The 17345-nt window shown below is 36.3% G+C and carries 10 protein-coding genes; 5 read left to right on the forward strand and 5 right to left on the reverse strand.

The features are described from left to right. Nucleotide 1: 1 nt before the first annotated feature. The gene (locus EV145_RS21125) at nucleotides 2–2425 is read right to left on the reverse strand and encodes a glycoside hydrolase family 104 protein (RefSeq protein ID WP_133527168.1); all 2424 of its coding nucleotides are present in this window, start codon (nucleotides 2423–2425) and stop codon (nucleotides 2–4) included. Between the two features lie 6 nt (nucleotides 2426–2431). Then, nucleotides 2432–2923: a DUF4280 domain-containing protein gene (locus EV145_RS21130; RefSeq protein ID WP_133527169.1), complete on the reverse strand. Its 492-nt coding sequence runs from the start codon at nucleotides 2921–2923 to the stop codon at nucleotides 2432–2434. Between the two features lie 427 nt (nucleotides 2924–3350). Here EV145_RS21130 and EV145_RS21135 point away from each other — a divergent pair, with 427 nt between their 5' ends. Beyond that, nucleotides 3351–6257 (forward strand): FAD-binding and (Fe-S)-binding domain-containing protein, encoded by a 2907-nt coding sequence (locus EV145_RS21135; protein WP_133527170.1) that lies wholly within the window; start codon nucleotides 3351–3353, stop codon nucleotides 6255–6257. 127 nt (nucleotides 6258–6384) lie between these two features. Here EV145_RS21135 and EV145_RS21140 read toward each other — a convergent pair whose 3' ends face one another. Together EV145_RS21140 and EV145_RS21145 are read right to left on the reverse strand one after the other, a co-directional pair. Further along, nucleotides 6385–7542: a Gfo/Idh/MocA family protein gene (locus tag EV145_RS21140; RefSeq protein WP_133527171.1), complete on the reverse strand. Its 1158-nt coding sequence runs from the start codon at nucleotides 7540–7542 to the stop codon at nucleotides 6385–6387. Nucleotides 7543–7862: 320 nt separating this feature from the next. Beyond that, nucleotides 7863–10019: a S9 family peptidase gene (locus tag EV145_RS21145; protein WP_133527172.1), complete on the reverse strand. Its 2157-nt coding sequence runs from the start codon at nucleotides 10017–10019 to the stop codon at nucleotides 7863–7865. A gap of 363 nt (nucleotides 10020–10382) precedes the next feature. Here EV145_RS21145 and EV145_RS21150 point away from each other — a divergent pair, with 363 nt between their 5' ends. After that, on the forward strand, nucleotides 10383–12317 hold the full coding sequence (locus EV145_RS21150; RefSeq protein WP_133527173.1) for an amino acid permease: 1935 nt from the start codon (nucleotides 10383–10385) through the stop codon (nucleotides 12315–12317). A 284-nt stretch (nucleotides 12318–12601) separates the two neighbouring features. Here EV145_RS21150 and EV145_RS21155 read toward each other — a convergent pair whose 3' ends face one another. After that, nucleotides 12602–13804 (reverse strand): aminotransferase class I/II-fold pyridoxal phosphate-dependent enzyme, encoded by a 1203-nt coding sequence (locus EV145_RS21155; protein ID WP_133527174.1) that lies wholly within the window; start codon nucleotides 13802–13804, stop codon nucleotides 12602–12604. 379 nt (nucleotides 13805–14183) lie between these two features. Between EV145_RS21155 and EV145_RS21160 the strand changes: the two genes are divergently transcribed. From EV145_RS21160 to EV145_RS21170, 3 genes are all read left to right on the forward strand, one after another. Then, a complete protein-coding gene (locus tag EV145_RS21160; protein WP_133527175.1) occupies nucleotides 14184–14639 on the forward strand; it encodes an Lrp/AsnC family transcriptional regulator in 456 nt (151 codons plus the stop codon). A 376-nt stretch (nucleotides 14640–15015) separates the two neighbouring features. Then, on the forward strand, nucleotides 15016–16419 hold the full coding sequence (gene lpdA, locus EV145_RS21165) for a dihydrolipoyl dehydrogenase (RefSeq protein WP_133527176.1): 1404 nt from the start codon (nucleotides 15016–15018) through the stop codon (nucleotides 16417–16419). A 365-nt stretch (nucleotides 16420–16784) separates the two neighbouring features. Then, nucleotides 16785–17330: a lipocalin family protein gene (locus EV145_RS21170; protein WP_133527177.1), complete on the forward strand. Its 546-nt coding sequence runs from the start codon at nucleotides 16785–16787 to the stop codon at nucleotides 17328–17330. Nucleotides 17331–17345 lie beyond the last annotated feature (15 nt).

A 17345-nucleotide genomic window follows, 5' to 3' on the forward strand; every position in this document is an offset into this window, starting at 1 on the left:
TTTAATTGTTTCTTCTGACTTCTGTTACTGTATAATTATGGGTGTTTCCGTAGCTTTTGCCTACTAACATTAAATTATCTTGTAAGTATAATTTATTCTTTTCAGCTGTTCCTTCTTCACTAATTTTTGAACCTACATCAAAAAAGCGATAATATATATTCCCATCTTCACAACCTTTACCCACGATTACAAAAAAATGATCAGTGGCTTTATGTGTATTGTAAGTACTCTTTCTTAAGTTGTCATCTAGTCCAACGATTACAGGTTTACCAAGTATAAGTTGAGAATCAATGTAATCTAAACCAGCTTGAGCATTTTGTACGTTTAATTTATCTCCTTTTTGGTCAACAGTATAAATAGGATTAATATTAGCCCCTCCAATTATGCCGTAATTTTTAAGTATTTTAACGCTTGCTGCCCAACATTCGTGAGGCTTCTGAGTAATCCAATGTTCAGTTTTTGCTACATCATAATGATTTTCATTGCACTTATCACAAGAACCGGATTGAAATTCTGTCTGTTCTGCACAGCAGCTATATCCAAATTCTTTTAAAAAACCTTCTTTTAAGTGTAATTTCCATGTTTGTTTATTGGTAAGTTCTTCTTTTAAAAATTTCTCATAATTTGCTTTACATTCCTGTATTGTTTTTGAAGGTTGACCATATGGAGAATCTGGTAAGCTAGCCCAACATAGACTTGATAGTAAGGTTGCTTTTTTGATATCGTTATCAATTATTAATTTAATGATATCAGCTTGTTGACCTTTAAATTTTTTTCTCCTATCTTTTATTTTAGTTTCCTTTTCTACATCCCGAATTGTTTTATCCTTATTTTTCCAATAAATAGGATTATAAAAACTATTTGGCCTATCAGTAGTATAATTATGTTTTAAAATTACAAGGCATAATTTATCCTGTGATTCCTGATTAAAATTTAAAATATTATATTTAGTTCTATAAGTTTTTAATCCATCATAAGTATCTGACATTATTTGATATGCTCCGGCAGCTGAAGAGGAATATCCATTTGTGGATATAATTTCATGAGGGTGGTTACTCATATCAGAAAATTGCTTTCCACTAAATTGTGTTGTGTAACCTCTTTCAGAAACTGTTCCTTCTCCAACACGTAACATTCTCATAAATGCTTTTACTCTTGCTTCATATTCACATACATCTTTTTTCTCTTCTTTGTGATTCTTTTTATCTGGCATATCAACCTTAAATAGTGTATTAAAAATTTCAAAAGGATCCTGCTTAAAAACACTAGCATCAACATCAACAATGGCACTTTTTGTAAAAGCATGTGTCTGTATAACTTCAACTTCTGCAAATAATTCCTGTTCATTTCCTTCTTCTAAATAATTCCCGCCCCAACTTCTTGGTATTGTATTGAGGGAAACCACTATTGCATGCAAATTTGATTGAATGGTAAATTCCTTTTGGAACAATAAATCATCTTTCCCGTAATCGTCATCAAATAATTTAAGGCGAACTTCTTTTCCCTTTAAATTGCTCGAATTTATCCAAACCTTGATTTGTTTTTCTCTAAATCTTCCTTTTATTGCATCTCCTGATGTATCAGTAATATTCACGCTATTAATTTTGCCTTTTGCTTCTGCAGGAGCGTTTGGCTTATGTGATTTCGGTAGTTCCGTTTTAGGTTGTTTTGCTGGTGCTTTAGTGACTACAGTCGCTTTTTGAGTTGTTTTGCCTTTATAAGGAGCCACCGGTGTTTCCGGAGCGTTGATATTAACATTGTTACTGGCTGTTTTTTCTCTGTTGTACTCTGCCGTCACATAATACTCGTGAATTTTATCATTTTCTGGACCTCCTTTTGTTGCAATTTTCGCGAAACTGGGGCTTAATAGAAAATCAATATCCGCTTTTCCAAAATTGACAATTGCAGAGCGCGTTTCTATGAAATTTTTCTCATTGGCTTTGCTGTGTCCAGCTCCTTTTACATCATCTTCCCAAAGGGTAACATGTACACGGCGCTTTTCCATGTTCAGACAAAATACTCTGGCCTTGACTGTTTGCCCGTATGCCAGACGTCCTGTTATTTTACTTCCGTTTTTATCCAATAACTCGACATGATCTATTTTTGGATGGGCAGGTAATGGCTTGATGTCAAGTCTGGCTACTTTGTCGCCTTTTCTTGCCAATAAACGGATACCTTTTCTGGTTAGGCTTTTCTCGAAGAAGGTATAAGTGACTTGCTTTCCTGTTTTATCATTTTCTTTTGTTTTGCGCCATTTGCCTAACTCCAAAACATACACTTCCCACTTGACCTGATTTTCTGGGGTTTTTGGAATATAAACAAATTCCTGGGTTGGGGAAATCTCCGAAAAAAAATCGCTTATGGTATAAAATTCTAAAACACCAACCACAGGATTAGGGTTTCCTATTATTTTAAAATCTGACATGGTACTTTATTTACAAATTGAATCATGATCCTCTAAACGCTCTCTAAACTCAGCCATATTAACCAGCGGATTTATTTGATTGCTTATCATATCATTGGCGTTCCTGACGTTTTGTTTGCTGGGCTCAGCTTTTTGCCCGTGTTTGTCCACCGTAATACAATCCGGACCGCCAATAGGGCAGGTTGCCTTGCTGTCCTCCACTAAAATTTTGCCTTGATTACTCAGCGTTACTTTTTCATAAGCGCCATTCCATTGCGTTATTACAGCCTGGCAGGGTTTGTAACTGCTTCCCGTGGGCTGGAGTTTACAGTTGCCGAAAGTGTTTTTTTCTAAAGTTTGTCCCGTTTCTTTTGTTGTTGCAATTAGCTTTTTTTCAGCATCTTTATCATTTGCAAAATGCTTATTTTGTGATTTTACTTTTAAAATATCGGTCTGAGGCTTTTCACTAAATTTGCATTTAACTGTTGCGCCTTGAACTACTACGTGTTTTCCGCTCATGATTTGGTTTTTATATTAGTTAATTGGTTCTTAAATCGGATAGATATTACCTTGTATTGTAAATAAAATCTTATAATTAACGAATATAATATTTTTCTTAAAATAAAATAATTTTCTTACAAACTTTAACTTTGGATAAACCTTCTTATGAAAAAGAATGCCTTAGCCCTGATGGGAGAGAAAATCCCTTTGTGCTGGGGTTCGGCACAAAAGATTTGGAAGGACAGCAGGAATAGCTCCTACATTAAAAACGAAATTCAAATTTTTCACGTTTTCAAAAGCCTTTGACTCCGCTCAGGGTGACAATCGTGGAAAAAACCTCTGAACCTTTGTCCCTTTGCACCTCAAAAAAAACCTTAGAACCTTAGTATCTTAGCCTCTCAGAACCTTAAAAAAGCCTATTTTTGTCAAATCATATTCAGCAAAAATGTCACTACTTAAGGATTTAGAACAATTATCAGCATCGTTGGAAGGAACACTTTTATACGATGATCTTCATAAAACACTTTATTCGACCGATGCTTCGGTGTATCGGATTAAACCAAAAGCGGTTGCCTTGCCTAAAACGATCGCAGATATTAGTAAACTGATTCGGTTTGCGGGGGAGCATCAGAATTCGATTACGCCAAGAACGGCGGGAACTTCGCTGGCCGGACAAACGGTGGGCGACGGAATTGTGGTTGATGTTTCGAAGAATTTTACCAAAATCCTGAATTTCGACCCGATAAAAAAAACAGTTACTGTCGAGCCTGGCGTGATTCGCGATGAACTGAATTTGTTTCTGAAACCTCATGGCGTATTTTTCGGCCCGAATACTTCGACCTCCAACCGCTGTATGATTGGTGGAATGGTAGGCAATAATTCTTCGGGAACGACTTCGATTCGCTATGGCGTGACGCGCGATAAAATTGTGGAGATCAAAGCGATTTTGAGCGATGGATCGGAAGTGGTTTTTAAGGAACTGACTTCGGCTGAATTCATCGAGAAAACCAAAGGCGATACTTTAGAAAATAAAATATACAAAAGCGTTTACGACGAACTTTCGGTAAAAGCAACGCAGGATGAAATTGTAAAAGAGTTTCCGAAACCGGAGATTCACAGAAGAAATACGGGTTATGCCGTTGATATTTTACTGAAATCGGATTTGTTTGGCGGAACGGAACCGACCATAAACCTCGGAAAATTACTCTGCGGAAGCGAAGGAACTTTGGCTTTTACTTATGAAATCACTTTAAAAGTTGACGATTTACCGCCCGCTAATAATATTATGGTCGTGGCACATTATCATAGCATTCAGGAATCGCTGGAATCTGTTGTGGTGGCGATGAAACATCATTTGTACACCGCAGAAATGATCGACGACACGATTCTGGATTGTACCAAAACGAATCGTGAACACATTAAAAACCGTTTCTTTTTGGTGGGAGAACCGAAAGCGATTATGATGTTTGAAGTGGCTTCGCACGACGCGCAAGATGCCGAAAATCAGGCGAATGCTTTAGTTGCCGATTTAGAAAAAAACAACTTTGGCTACGCACTTGTAAAAATTTACGGAGCGGATATTGAAAAAGTAAACGAATTGAGAAAAGCCGGTCTAGGGCTTTTGGGAAGTATTGTTGGAGACGACAAAGCCGCCGATTCTATTGAAGATACTGCGGTTGAGTTGAGCGATTTACCAGCTTATATTGCAGAGTTTTCGGCGATGATGCTGCGTCACGGACAAGGTGCGATTTATTATGCGCATGCGGGTGCGGGCGAACTGCATTTGCGTCCGGTTTTGAATTTGAAGAAAACATCGGACTTAAAATTATTCAGAACCATCGCGACCGATGTGGCGATTTTGGTGAAGAAATACAGAGGTTCGCTAAGCGGGGAACACGGCGACGGAATTGTGCGCGGCGAGTTTATTCCGTTTATGATTGGCGAGACAAATTATGAATTGCTGAAACGCATTAAACTGGCTTTTGACCCGAATTCGGTTTTGAATATCGGGAAGATTGTGAACGCTTTAAAGATGGATGAAAACCATCGAGTGGTTTCGGGAAGGGTAGAACCGGATATTAAAACGTTTCAGGATTTCTCAGACAGTTTAGGAATTTTGCGTGCGGCCGAAAAATGCAACGGTTCCGGCGATTGTAGAAAATTGCCATCGGCAGGCGGAGCGATGTGTCCGAGTTATCGTGCGACTAAAAATGAAAAAGAAACGACACGTGCGAGAGCGAATGCGTTACGTGAATATTTGACGTATTCGGAGAAAGAAAATAAATTCGACCAGAAAGAATTGTACGAAGTTTTTGAGTTGTGTGTGAGCTGTAAAGCCTGTGCCAGCGAATGTCCGAGTAATGTGGATGTTGCTACTTTAAAAGCCGAATTTTTATACCAATACCAAAAAGCAAACGGTTTCTCAACCCGAAATAAGATTTTTGCCCACAATGCAAAACTGAATAAAATGGGAAGTTTGTTTCCGTCGATAACCAACTTTATTTCGAATCAGTCGCTGGTTAAAAAAAGTATGGGAATTGCACCGGAAAGACAAGTACCGCTTTTGGCGAAAAAGACTTTCAGAAAATGGTATGAAAATCATAAACCTCCTGTTACGGAATTTCCGAATGGAAAATTGTATTTGTTTGTAGATGAATTTACCAATTATTATGATGTAAATATAGGAATCGATGCTTTCGAATTATTAACCAAATTAGGTTATCAAGTTCTGGTTATCGACCATGAAGAAAGCGGAAGAGCTTATTTATCTAAAGGTTTTTTGGAGGAAGCAAAAAAAATAGCCAATCAAAATATCAACATTTTTAAAGATTTGGTTTTAGGCAATGCGCCTTTGGTTGGTATTGAGCCTTCTGCGATTTTAACTTTCAGGGATGAATATCTTCGCCTGGCAGATGATAAGGAAGAAGCTGAGAAGTTATCGCGAAATGCTTTTACCATTGAGGAATTCTTTAAAAAAGAAATTATCGATGGTAAAATTAAACCGGATTCTTTTTCGGATGAAAAGAAAGAAATCAAGATTCACGGACACTGTCATCAGAAATCATTGAGTTCTGTTGAAGCGACTTTTGCGATGCTGAATTTACCAATTAATAATACGGTTACGATTTATAATTCGGGCTGTTGTGGAATGGCGGGATCTTTTGGTTACGAAAAAGAACATTACCAAGTGAGTATGCAAATGGGAGAGGACACGCTTTTTCCAAAAGTTCGCAATACTGCTGAGAACGTAAAAATCGCCGCTGCAGGAACGAGCTGTCGTCATCAAATTTATGATGGAACGAGTAGGGAAGCGCAGCATCCGGTGAGTATTTTGAGGGCTTGTTTGAAATGAGAAATAGAACGCGGATGACGCGGATTTAAGCAGATTAGCGCGGATTTTTTTATTTCATCCGTTTATGTAAAAAAAAACAGTAAACCAGCGTCAATCCGTTTAAATCCGCGTCATCCGCGTGCTAAAATTATGTCAAAGATATTTTCTTTCCAGTTTCAGCGGCTTTGTAAATGGCGTTTATGACTTTAATGTCTTTCAAGCCTTCTTCGCCGGTAATGTGATTTGGGAGTTTTTTATTTTCTAATAATAATTTCGCAATTTCATCCATTTGTGTTTGCTGTTGGTTGATGACTGGAAATTTTAGCGGGCCTTTAGATGTTTTTCCTTCAAAAGGGCCATAACTTAAAGCCGGACTTAATTCAAACGAACCTTCATCTGCGGAAGCGTACAATCGGTCAACATCATAAGCTACAGTTGTGTTGCAATTTGCAGTGGCGCCACTTGGGAATTCCATTTGCCAAGAAATGCTTTCTTCTGTTTCAGAAAAAATTTGCTTGTTGTAAACAGTTCCAAATTGTGCTGTAACTGCAATGGGTTCTTCACCCAAAACATAACGACTAGCCTGAATGCAGTAAACTCCCAAATCCATCAACGGACCGCCTCCGGATAATTTTTTATTCAATCTCCATTCGTTTCGATCACTGAAATTGACAGTGCTTTTTGTGTCACGAGGATCATGAATTTTATAACCCAATGAAGCTTCAATGTAGCGCACTTGCCCAAAAACTTTTTCTTGTCCTAATCTTTTAATTTCAAGATGGGTTGGTTCATAATGCAAACGATATCCAATTGCCAATTGTACTTTATTATCATCGCAGGCTTTTATCATTTCTTCACAATCTTTAACAGTAACTGCCATTGGTTTTTCGGTAATGACGTGTTTTCCTGCTTTTGCTGCGCGAATAACAAATTCTTTATGAAGTCCGTTGGGAACAACAACATAAACTAAATCGATGTCTTTGTTTTTTATAATCTCATCGAAATTTTCATAATTGTAAATATTCTTTTCCGGAATATTATATTGAGTTTTCCATTGAGTAGCTTTTTCCGGAGTGCCTGTAACAATTCCCGCCAGATTGCAATATTCAGAAGCCTGAATTCCTTTGGCAAGTCTTGAAGCATAATTTCCTAAACCGCACAATGCAACGTTTAATTTTTTTCCGGTGTACGGTTTTTGATTTTCTTCTGGAGCTGTTAAAAATGAAGGAAGTGTGGTTATAATAACCGAAGCGCCCACACCAACGCCAAATTTATTTACAAAAGAACGTCTTGAGATTTTTTCCATAAATTGGTTTTTTAGTTATGTTGTTAATTTATTAGTAAACTGTTGTTTAAAAAAGTTACATGAGGTGAGGACTTTGTCAAAGTTGAGCATAAAACTATTCTCAATCTTGTCATTTCGACGAAGGAGACTCGAGCGATAGCGAATAGACGAAGTAAATCATCGAAAGTAACTCCGCAACGAAAGTCCAATCTTTGTAGAGCTTCTTGTGGAGATTCCTCGTTCGGAATGACAAGATTGTACATAATCAGGACTTCTAAAAAAAAAAAGCCTCACTATTCCGAAAAATAACGAGGCTGTAACAGCTTTAAAAAGTTGTTTTATTATTTGGCTCCCGGAGGAGATTTCTCCTTTATATAGTTGATAAAAGTGTCAAAAAGGTGTTTACTTGTTCCTTCACCTTCAGAAATGTCATGCGTACGGTTTGGGTAAATCATTAAATTAAACATTTTATCATATTTGATCAATTCGTTGATTAAAACTTCGGCGTTTTTATAATGCACATTATCGTCGCCAGTTCCATGGATGTACAATAAATTTCCTTTTAGATTTTTTGCATAAGTTACAGGCGAAGCTTTAGTATAATTGGCTTCATTTTCACTCGGAAGTCCCATGTATCTTTCCGTGTAAATATTGTCATAAAAATGTTGATCAGTAACGGCAGCAATCGCGATTCCGGTTTTATAAATCTCAGGAAACTGAAACATTAAATTTAGCGTCATGGCACCGCCACCGCTCCAGCCATGAATCGCTACTTTGTCGGAGTCAATAAAATTCCATTTCAAAACTTCTTTTGCCGCCATTGCTTGGTCATGTGTATTGATAATTCCGATGTTTTTGTAGATTGATTTTCTCCATTTTGTGCCTTTCATTGCAGGAGTTCCGCGGTTATCCATTGCAATTCCTATATATCCTGCCGGAATTAAAGGCGTAATTAATCCATAAAAATAAGGCTCATCATTTGCGACCGTTGCCATTGGTTCTCCGTAAACATAAAAAAATACCGGATATTTTTTTGAGGGATCAAAATTTAAAGGTTTCGCCATAATTCCGTCTATTTCTATTCCGTCAACGGTGGTTACTTTAAATTTCTCCATCGAATAATTGCGATTTGGTTTTGTAAAAGAATCGGCAGTTTCTGGAAATATTTTTTTATGGCCCGATAAAGCAACTAAACGTTTATTGGAGTTTCGATTGATATTTGAATTTTTATGCGTAGCATATTCACCATTTGTCGAAAAACGATATTCATTTGTACCTTCAAATTCTTTAGGAGTTACGCGTTTTGTTTTTTTCGAATCTAAATTCGTTTCATACAAATAACGTTGCGTAGCATCTGTAGGGCTGGCGATAAAATAAACCGATTTTGTTTTTTCATTATAAGCCTTAAAATAAGCATCGAAGTTTTCAGTCGTAATTAATTCTTTCTTTTTGCCATCAATACTGATTTTGTAAATATGCATCCAACCGTCAGCATCTGAACTCCATAAAAAAGCTTTTCCGTTGTCAACAAATTGACATGAAAAAACATCATACTCGCCAGCCGAAATATCAAAAACATCAATCCATGAATCTGATTTTTCCTGATAAATCAAACTGGCTTCGCCCGATTTCGCATCGCATTTATAAATTGAAGCTTGATTTTGATTTCTGTTTAGCTGTACAACCATCACACTTTGATTGTTCATCCATTCCATTCTCACGAGATAATTATTGTCTGGCGCGCCCGGAATATTTAACCAATTTGTTTTTAAAGACGCAATATCGATTACGCCAATTTTTACCGATGAAGGTTTTTCTCCAGCTTTAGGATATTCAACCGGAATTGTAAATGGATACAGCGCATCAGTATTATTTATCATTAAATGAAATTTTGTCTCCGATGCATCTACGCGCCAAAACGCAATACTTTTACCGTCAGGATTCCATCGAAAACCGTCGCGTGCAGCAAGTTCTTCTTCATAAACCCAATCAAAAGTTCCATTGATGATTTTGTCAGTTCCGTCTGTGGTTAGCGGCGTTATTTTTGCAGAATTTAAATTTTCAACATATATATTATGTTTAGAAACGTAGGCTACGTTTTCATTATCGCTGGAAAATTTAGCAAACATCAGAGAAGATTTTTCCAAACTTGTTCCTAATTGTCTTCCTTTGCCCGTTTTTAAATCAAAAAACCAATAATCACCTTTCGTATTGGCTCTCCAAACTTTTTTAGAATTGGTGTAAAGCAGTACTTTTGTTTTATCATTATTCCAAACCAGCTGTTCGATTTCTCCACTGAAACCTGAATTTTTTAATTGCGTATTAGATAATATAGTAGTGCCTTGCTTGAGTTTGTTAACATCATAAACTATAATATTGTCTTGAGAATTTACCCAAAACGAATTTGAATTTGGCAGCCAATTCAGCTGATCGATATCAATGTCTTGTGCAAAAACATTTGAGCAGATTAGAAGTAATAGGAAAAAGAATTTTTTCATCGACGAATTTTTGTATTTAGATTAATAGCCTATTTATTAGTATTATTTTTTGTGTTTTAATCGTTTTTAAAATTACTCATTTTTTTAAATTCAGTATAAACTTTGTACTAAAAGCAGTAATAAATAATTTAAAGCAAATGAAACTCAGATTTTTTTCTTTTTGCTCGGAGACAGAAAAAAAATCAAGAAATAACAGAAATTCGCAGCAAAAAAAAGAACTTTGGGACTTCGTGTCTTCTTGTCAAAAAAACACCGAAAAAACAAAATCGTTTTATATATTTGAAATCAGGATAATTTTTGCATTATTTGCAAAATAAAACAAAAACGACTGAATTAAATTAATTTTATAACAGCAAAACATATATGGCATTTTCAAGTTTATTCCGAAAGAAAACAGTACAGGATATTCTGAAGCAGGTTGCACAGAACGAAACAGACGGTCATAATGCATTAGGAAAGCATTTGACTACAAGGGATTTAACTGCATTCGGAATCGCGGCTATTGTTGGAGCGGGAATTTTTAGTACAATTGGAAAAGCCAGTGCAGACGGAGGACCAGCTGTTATTTTCTTGTTCTTATTTACTGCTTTGGCTTGTAGTTTTGCCGCTTTTGCTTACGCCGAATTTGCATCGATGGTTCCGGTTTCAGGAAGTGCTTATACCTATTCTTATGTTGCTTTTGGAGAAATTATTGCCTGGATAATTGGTTGGGCATTGATTATGGAATATGCCGTTGGGAATATAACGGTCGCGATATCGTGGAGTGATTATTTTACCGGACTGCTCCAGAGTGGTGGAATTCATTTACCACAATGGATACAAATGGATTATTTAACTGCGTCAAACGGATTTAATGATGCCGAAGCTTTAATGCGAGGCGGAAAATCTTTCGAAAATTTAAGTGTTGCTTTGCAGCAGGCTCACACAGCTTGGACAACAGCGCCAACAATAGGATCTTTTCATTTTGTAACTGATTTGCCAGCATTGTTTATCATTATTTTGATCACAGCGTTGGTTTATAGAGGAATGAAAGAATCTCGTAATGCGAGCAATTTAATGGTTGTCGTAAAACTTTGTGTGGTGTTGCTAGTAATTGCCGTTGGAGTATTTTATGTAGATACAGCAAACTGGGATCCGTTTGCTCCAAATGGAGTTGGAGGAGTTCTTAAAGGAGTTTCTGCGGTTTTCTTTGCTTATATTGGTTTTGATGCGATTTCGACAACTGCCGAAGAATGTAAAAATCCACAGCGCGATTTACCACGCGGTATGATGTGGGCGATTATTATCTGTACAATTTTATATATTGCTATTGCCTTGGTTTTAACCGGAATGGTAAAATATAACGAACTAAATGTTGGAGATCCTCTTGCATTTGTTTTCGATAAATTAAACTTAAAATGGATGTCCGGAATTATTGCAGTAAGTGCAGTAGTGGCTATGGCGAGCGTTTTATTGGTTTTTCAAATGGGACAGCCTCGTATCTGGATGAGCATGAGCCGTGATGGTTTATTGCCAAAGAAATTTTCTACCGTTCACCCAAAATTCAAAACACCATCTTTTGCAACCATTGTAACTGGTTTTGTGGTTGCCGTTCCTGCTTTGTTTTTGAACCTGACAATGGTAACGGATTTATGCAGTATCGGAACTTTATTTGCCTTTGTATTGGTTTGTGCGGGAGTTTTGGTTTTACAAAATAAAACGGATATTCCAAGAGGGAAATTCAAAACGCCATATGTGAATTCAAAATTCATTATGCCAATTTTGATGATTGCTGGTTTGTATTATGCGTTTGCGTTCAATAATAAAGCAACAATGGCTTTTATTAATAATGAAGCGCAAATCAACGACGCAACAACAATTATTACGTCTTTAGATAAAGAAGAATCAGCAAAAGTTTTCAATTATTTAGAAAGCATCGATGTCAAAAATAAAACTGCCGAAACATCAGATTTAGAACATTTACTTGGACAATACCAAGACGACGACGCTAAATATGCTGAAGTTGTAAAAGGTTTGCCAATCAATGATTCTCTAAAATACGAATCAGGTTTCAGTTTATTCAAACACAAAATCCCAATGTGGATTTTCCTTTTCGTTTTAGTTGGATTAGCCGTTTGGGCTTTCAGAAAAAATTTGTCTTTAATTCCGCTTTTAGGATTAATCTGTTGCCTGTACATGATGGCCGAGTTAAGCGTTTGGAACTGGATTTACTTCACGATCTGGCTGTTAATCGGATTGTTTATTTACTTTACTTATAGTAGAAAAAATAGTAAGCTAAACTTCGTTGAGAAAGCGTAGATAATTATTAATTGTGAATTATAAATTATAAATGGGAAAGCCGTTCTGAGATCAGAACGGCTTTTTTGTTATTGCATTTTGTGTCATTTCGACGTAAGGAGAAATCCCCGCAAGTAACTCTACAAAGATTGGCAATTTCTGTGCGGAGCTACTTGCGGGGATTTCTCCTTACATCGAAATGACAAACTGGTGTGTATCGTAAAAAAAATCGCCACGAATTCACGAATTAATTTGTTTTAAAATTCGTGAATTCGTGGCGAAAAAAAAAATCTTTTAATCTTTGGCTAAAGAATGCCAAGCTCCACCATACAAGCTTTCATCATCTCGTAAGTGCGCTGAATATCATTATCTAACCCAATTGAAAACCGAATCAAACCATCTGTCAAGCCCATTTCTGCTTGTTCCTCTAACGGAATTTCACTAGAAGTTGAGGTTCCTGGCGCGCTGAAAAGTGTTTTGTAGAATCCTAAACTTACTGCCAAATAACCCAAGTTTCTGGCCTGCATCAATTCCATTAATTCATTGGCTTTTTCCAAAGTTCCAACATCAATAGTCATCATTCCACCAAAACCATATTCCGGATTAATCATCGTTTTGTAAAGCTCATGACTCGGATGGCTTTTCAATCCAGGGTAAACTGTTTTTAAACCATCTGCTTCAAATTGATCCGCAAGAAAATGCGCATTATGGCTGTGTTGTTTGATTCGGATATGAAGTGTACGAAGATTTTTCATGACAGAAGCCGAACGCAAACTGTCCATTGTTGGTCCCAAAAGCATACTCGCTCCTGAGTTTACATTTTTTAGTGAATTGATGAATTCTTTAGAGGCGCAAGTCACACCACCAACCGTATCACTGCTTCCGTTAATGTATTTCGTCAAACTGTGAATCACGATATCCGCACCCAATTTTGCCGGCGAAACAGACAAAGGAGAAAACGTATTATCAACCACCAATTTCAAATTATGTTTTTTAGCAATTTTAGCCAAACCAGCAATATCAGCCACTTCTAATAATGGATTACTTACTGTTTCACAATAAATAACTTTCGTATTAGGCGTAATCGAAGCTTCTACAATATCCAATTTTGTAATGTCAACAAAGCTCGTTTCAATTCCGAATCGCGGTGTAAAATTCTTCAAAAAAGCATACGTTCCGCCATAAATAGTTCGGCTTGAAACAATGTGGTCGCCCGCACCGCAAAGCTGTAATAGTGTAGGCGTAATTGCTCCCATTCCTGAAGCTGATACGTTTGCTGTTTCTGTTCCTTCCATCGCCGCCAAAGCCTGATCCAAATATAAATTACTTGGCGAAGAATGGCGCGAATACAAATAACAGCCTTCCATATTCCCTTCAAAAGTATCAAACATCGTTTTCGCCGAAAGGAAAGTATAAGTAGAAGAGTCAGAAATCGAAGGATTCACTCCTCCAAATTCCCCAAAGTATTGCAAATCCTGAATTTTATCTGCTGGATTAAAGTTTTTCATATGTTTTAGTTTTTTTGTTTCAAGTTTCAGGTTTCAGGTTGTTTAAACTAAAGCCTGTTTAGTATAAATTTTAGGAGCTGTTTCCTGCTATTCGCTATATCTTTTATGGTGAACCCCACCATAAAAGGATACCGCTTCTATCAGGGCTAGGGCACTCATTTTCAAAAGAAAATCAGTTCAAAATAACATCTAATTAGAAAATTAATCAATGATTGACTTTATAATTAGATTTTAAAACTATAAAAATGACTTACTAAAGATTTTTAGTTTAAATTTGTTTAATAAAGCCCAAACCAATAGATTTTTTTTCATTTCAAGAACTAATTATGAATATTAAGTAGAGGATGAGATTGCTTCGTTCCTCGCAATGACACAACAAATGACCTTAGACGCCACCGATAAAAAACTCTTGGTTTTACTACAAACCGATAGTAAAAAAACAACCAAAGAATTATCTTTAAAACTGAATCTTTCAGTAACAGCAGTTTATGAAAGAATCAAAAAGCTAGAACGCGAAGGAATCATCAAAAACTACGTTGCATTGGTTGATAAATCAAAAATCGAAAAAGGCTTCGTGGTTTTCTGTCATTTAAAACTCATTCAGCATACCAAAGAATTTCTAACCAAATTCGAAAGCGAAGTCATCAAACTAAACGAAGTTTTAGAATGCCACCACGTAAGCGGAGATTACGATTATATTTTAAAAGTGTTAGTAAAAGACATGGAAGCCTATAGGGAATTTTTGGTGACCAAACTCACAACTTTGCAGCATATAGGTAGTACGCAAAGCACCTTTATGATTAGTGAAGTGAAGAATTCGACGGTGATTTTCTAAGATGCTAAGATTCTAAGTTGCTGAGGTTCTAAGTTTAGGTCAAAGGTTCAGAGAAGCAAAGGGACAAAGGTTTTAGAATAATCTCGCAAAGTCGCAGAGTCGCAAAGTTTTTATATTCTTTGCTTCTTTCTAATTTTGCCAGATACAGAAAATAACTTTGCGACTTCGCGACTTTGCGAGATTAAAAAAACAAAAACTTAGCGAACCTTAGCGTACTTTGCGTTTAAACCCACAATCCAAAAAAAAACTTCGTGTCTTCGAGCCTTCGTGGCAGAAAACTAACACCTCAAATTTCACACAAAAAACATTGAAATTTAAACTTTAAACAAAACTTTATTCCTTAATTTTGTATCGCTAAAAATAAAATAGACAAACTATGAGTTCATTTGACGTAGTCATTATAGGTTCAGGTCCTGGCGGATATGTATCAGCAATTCGTTGCGCACAATTAGGTTTCAAAACAGCAATTGTAGAAAAGTATAAATCTTTGGGCGGAACTTGCCTTAACGTAGGTTGTATTCCTTCAAAAGCATTATTATCTTCTTCTCATCATTATGCAGAAATTGCTCATTTCGCAGATCACGGAATCGAAGTTTCTGGTGATGTGAAAATCAATTTAGAGAAAATGATCGCGCGCAAACAAGCAGTTGTAGATCAAACCGTAGGTGGAATCAACTACTTAATGGATAAAAATAAAATCACTGTATTCACAGGTTTAGGTTCTTTCGTAGATGCAACGCACATTGCAGTTGCAAAAGCAGACGGAACATCTGAAACTATCGAAGCAAAATATACTGTAATCGCTACAGGTTCAAAACCATCTTCTTTACCTTTCATTAAAATTGATAAAGAAAGAATCATCACTTCTACTGAAGCTTTAGCTTTAAAAGAAGTTCCAAAACACTTAGTAATTATTGGTGGAGGAGTAATCGGAATCGAGCTTGGACAAGTTTACTTGCGTTTAGGAGCTCAGGTTTCTGTAGTTGAATTTATGGACAGAATCATTCCTGGAATGGATGGCGCTTTGTCTAAAGAATTGACTAAAGTATTGAAAAAACAAGGAATGAAATTCTACGTTTCTCACAAAGTAAAATCGGTTGAAAGAAACGGCGATGCTGTTATAGTTCAGGCTGAAAATGCAAAAGGAGAAACTATCACTCTTGAAGGAGATTATTCATTAGTTTCTGTTGGTCGTCGTCCTTACACAGACGGATTAAACGCTGACAAAGCAGGAGTAAAAATTTCAGACAGAGGACAAGTAGAAGTAAACGATCATTTACAAACTAACGTTCCAAATATTTACGCAATTGGTGATGTTGTTCGTGGAGCAATGTTGGCACACAAAGCGGAAGAAGAAGGAACTATGGTTGCTGAAATCTTAGCAGGTCAAAAACCACATATCGATTACAACTTAATTCCTGGTGTAGTTTACACTTGGCCAGAAGTTGCTGCAGTTGGACAAACTGAAGAGCAATTGAAAGCAGCAGGAGTTGCATATAAATCTGGAAGTTTCCCTTTCAAAGCGTTAGGACGTGCAAGAGCAAGTGCTGATTTAGACGGATTCGTAAAAATCCTTGCTGACGAAAAAACAGATGAGGTTTTAGGAGTTCACATGATTGGAGCACGTACAGCCGATTTAATTGCTGAAGCGGTTACGGCAATGGAATTCAAAGCTTCTGCTGAAGATATTTCAAGAATGAGCCACGCGCACCCAACTTTCGCGGAAGCGGTAAAAGAAGCAGCATTGGCAGCTACAGAAAACAGAGCAATACACGTATAAATTTTACGTAAATCATATTTTATAAAACCGTCAGATTCTGACGGTTTTTTTTATTGTATTTGAAATATAATTTGGTTCGTTTATATTGTGTAGTTCCCATGGAACATTTTATTGTCATTTTCGTGTTTCTACCAATATTAAACTCCTCACGGAGTTGAATTGAAAAATGTTTTAAATCTCATAGAGATTAAATATTGGTAGAAAATAATAGTTTTTAGATGGCTGTTTGTTCCGTAGGGACTAAATATTTATGTCACTGATAGTTATGAAATATTTTGATTCGAAAAATATAAAATCAAAGAAAAATTTTGTAAATTAGATGTGTAATTCTGATGCTATCTTTATCTTATTAAAAAGATAACATTATGAAAAATAGATATATAACTCCGGTTCTTCTCGGAGCGGGAATTGCATTTATGCTTTATTCTTGCAATAGTTCAAAAATTCCAAAAAAAGCTGTTGCTGTCACCAATTTTGACAAAGCAAAATATTTAGGAAAATGGTTTGAGATTGCAAGATTAGATTACAAATGGGAGGAAAACTTAAACAATGTAACTGCCGAATATTCGCTCAATGATAATGGTACTATAAAGGTTGATAATAGGGGCTATAATGTCAAAAAAGACAAGTGGGAAGAAAGTATCGGGAAAGCCAAGTTTGTCAAAAAGGACGATGTTGGTATGCTTAAGGTCTCATTTTTTGGTCCTTTTTATGCTGGATATAATGTCATTGCCATTGACCCAGATTATAAATATGCACTTGTCGCAGGCGAAAATTTAAAATATATGTGGATTCTTTCGCGCGAAACTACTATTCCTGAAAGTATAAAAGCAGATTATCTTATAAAAGCACAGGAAATTGGTTATAAAATTTCAGATCTTGTTTGGGTAAAACACGATAAAACAAATTAAATAACAAACCCGGCA

It is taken from the genome of Flavobacterium sp. 245, from assembly GCF_004362055.1.
In the GTDB taxonomy this organism is placed as follows: Bacteria; Bacteroidota; Bacteroidia; order Flavobacteriales; family Flavobacteriaceae; genus Flavobacterium.

Coding starts and splice junctions, on each gene's coding strand:
- EV145_RS21135 (WP_133527170.1), top strand. CDS start 3,351: ATGTCACTACTTAAGGATTTAGAACAATTATCAGCATCGTTGGAAGGA.
- EV145_RS21130 (WP_133527169.1), bottom strand. CDS start 2,923: ATGAGCGGAAAACACGTAGTAGTTCAAGGCGCAACAGTTAAATGCAAA.
- EV145_RS21150 (WP_133527173.1), top strand. CDS start 10,383: ATGGCATTTTCAAGTTTATTCCGAAAGAAAACAGTACAGGATATTCTG.
- EV145_RS21155 (WP_133527174.1), bottom strand. CDS start 13,804: ATGAAAAACTTTAATCCAGCAGATAAAATTCAGGATTTGCAATACTTT.
- EV145_RS21125 (WP_133527168.1), bottom strand. CDS start 2,425: ATGTCAGATTTTAAAATAATAGGAAACCCTAATCCTGTGGTTGGTGTT.
- EV145_RS21140 (WP_133527171.1), bottom strand. CDS start 7,542: ATGGAAAAAATCTCAAGACGTTCTTTTGTAAATAAATTTGGCGTTGGT.
- EV145_RS21145 (WP_133527172.1), bottom strand. CDS start 10,019: ATGAAAAAATTCTTTTTCCTATTACTTCTAATCTGCTCAAATGTTTTT.
- lpdA (WP_133527176.1), top strand. CDS start 15,016: ATGAGTTCATTTGACGTAGTCATTATAGGTTCAGGTCCTGGCGGATAT.
- EV145_RS21170 (WP_133527177.1), top strand. CDS start 16,785: ATGAAAAATAGATATATAACTCCGGTTCTTCTCGGAGCGGGAATTGCA.
- EV145_RS21160 (WP_133527175.1), top strand. CDS start 14,184: ATGACCTTAGACGCCACCGATAAAAAACTCTTGGTTTTACTACAAACC.